Origin of the sequence: Limosilactobacillus panis DSM 6035 (genome assembly GCF_001435935.1) — a bacterium.
Lineage (GTDB): Bacteria > Bacillota > Bacilli > Lactobacillales > Lactobacillaceae > Limosilactobacillus > Limosilactobacillus panis.
Map to the genome: position 1 here is coordinate 606 of NZ_AZGM01000147.1, position 1,528 is coordinate 2,133.

At 49.9% G+C, this 1,528-nt stretch carries 14 tRNA genes; all 14 read left to right on the top strand.

The window, feature by feature from the left end:
- Positions 1 to 4 precede the first annotated feature (4 nt).
- The 14 genes from FD32_RS09345 (at position 5) to FD32_RS09410 (ending at position 1,288) form a co-directional block, all read left to right on the top strand.
- A tRNA-Pro gene (locus FD32_RS09345) sits at positions 5 to 78 on the top strand.
- 26 nt (positions 79 to 104) lie between these two features.
- Positions 105 to 178 (top strand) — tRNA-Met (locus tag FD32_RS09350).
- Positions 179 to 194: 16 nt separating this feature from the next.
- Positions 195 to 268, top strand: a tRNA-Ile gene (locus tag FD32_RS09355).
- Positions 269 to 308: 40 nt separating this feature from the next.
- Positions 309 to 396 (top strand) — tRNA-Ser (locus FD32_RS09360).
- A 9-nt stretch (positions 397 to 405) separates the two neighbouring features.
- Positions 406 to 479: transfer RNA gene (locus FD32_RS09365), tRNA-Met, on the top strand.
- 5 nt (positions 480 to 484) lie between these two features.
- Positions 485 to 559, top strand: a tRNA-Asp gene (locus FD32_RS09370).
- A gap of 6 nt (positions 560 to 565) precedes the next feature.
- Positions 566 to 638 (top strand) — tRNA-Phe (locus tag FD32_RS09375).
- A gap of 10 nt (positions 639 to 648) precedes the next feature.
- Positions 649 to 719, top strand: a tRNA-Gly gene (locus FD32_RS09380).
- Positions 720 to 727: 8 nt separating this feature from the next.
- Positions 728 to 802: transfer RNA gene (locus FD32_RS09385), tRNA-Ile, on the top strand.
- 3 nt (positions 803 to 805) lie between these two features.
- Positions 806 to 893, top strand: a tRNA-Ser gene (locus FD32_RS09390).
- Positions 894 to 898: 5 nt separating this feature from the next.
- Positions 899 to 970, top strand: a tRNA-Glu gene (locus tag FD32_RS09395).
- A gap of 34 nt (positions 971 to 1,004) precedes the next feature.
- Positions 1,005 to 1,092, top strand: a tRNA-Ser gene (locus tag FD32_RS09400).
- A gap of 42 nt (positions 1,093 to 1,134) precedes the next feature.
- Positions 1,135 to 1,208, top strand: a tRNA-Met gene (locus FD32_RS09405).
- A 5-nt stretch (positions 1,209 to 1,213) separates the two neighbouring features.
- A tRNA-Asp gene (locus FD32_RS09410) sits at positions 1,214 to 1,288 on the top strand.
- Positions 1,289 to 1,528: the final 240 nt, after the last annotated feature.

The window sequence follows — 1,528 nt, forward strand, 5'->3', positions numbered from 1 at the left end:
TTTTCGGGAAATAGCTCAGCTTGGTAGAGCACCTGGTTTGGGACCAGGGGGTCGCAGGTTCGAATCCTGTTTTCCCGATTTCTAATATAATATATATTAGCATTCGCGGTGTAGCTCAGCTGGCTAGAGCGTCCGGTTCATACCCGGGAGGTCGAGGGTTCGATCCCCCCCGCCGCGATTTGGCTGGCTGTTTTGGACCTTTAGCTCAGTTGGTTAGAGCAAGCGGCTCATAACCGCCCGGTCGTAGGTTCGAGTCCTACAAGGTCCATCAGGCATTTTGCCTTGATGAATCGTAACATTTTTATCATGGAGGATTACCCAAGTGGCTGAAGGGGGCGGTCTTGAAAACCGCTAGGCCGTGAGAACGACGCGAGGGTTCGAATCCCTCATCCTCCTTTTTATTATCGCGGGGTAGAGCAGTCTGGTAGCTCGTCGGGCTCATAACCCGGAGGTCGTTGGTTCAAATCCAGCCCCCGCAATTTTTGGTCCGTTGGTCTAGTTGGTTTAGGACGCATCCCTGTCACGGATGAGATCACGAGTTCGAGTCTCGTACGGACCGTTTTTTGGCTCGGTAGCTCAGTTGGTAGAGCAACGGATTGAAGCTCCGTGTGTCGGCGGTTCGATTCCGTCCCGCGCCATAAATTAAATGCGGGTATAGTTTAGTGGTAAAACCACAGCCTTCCAAGCTGTTGTCGCGAGTTCGATTCTCGTTACCCGCTTTTGTTTTGGGCCTATAGCTCAGCTGGTTTAGAGCGCACGCCTGATAAGCGTGAGGTCGATGGTTCAAGTCCATTTAGGCCCATTTGGAGAATTACTCAAGTGGCTGAAGAGGCGCCCCTGCTAAGGGTGTAGGTCGCGAAAGCGGCGCGAGGGTTCAAATCCCTCATTCTCCGTTTATGACCCGTTAGTCAAGTGGTTAAGACACCAGCCTTTCACGCTGGTATCGTGGGTTCAAATCCCGCACGGGTCATCTTTTGTAGTTTTGTTGTTATCGTTTTATTTCTGGAGAATTACTCAAGTGGCTGAAGAGGCGCCCCTGCTAAGGGTGTAGGTCGCGAAAGCGGCGCGAGGGTTCAAATCCCTCATTCTCCGTTCGACATACTGAGATCTCTCAGTATTGTCTTATAATATTATCGCGGGGTAGAGCAGTCTGGTAGCTCGTCGGGCTCATAACCCGGAGGTCGTTGGTTCAAATCCAGCCCCCGCAATTTTTGGTCCGTTGGTCTAGTTGGTTTAGGACGCATCCCTGTCACGGATGAGATCACGAGTTCGAGTCTCGTACGGACCGTCATCAGCAGTTCTGATTGAGCTGCTTTTTTTATTGAATTAAAAGGCTCTTTGTCAATCGGTAAGGATGAAGAGATTTTTGAGAATTAGACTAAGCTACTTTGGCTTTTGGTCTAGTTCTCTTTTTTGATAATTCGCGAATCATGAGATTAGCGGTCTTCAACGAAACAAGAATCCTAATCCGGAGTAAGCAGTCAATAACGACACGTCTAGGCATGGTCAGCCGATCCTCCTATACTGA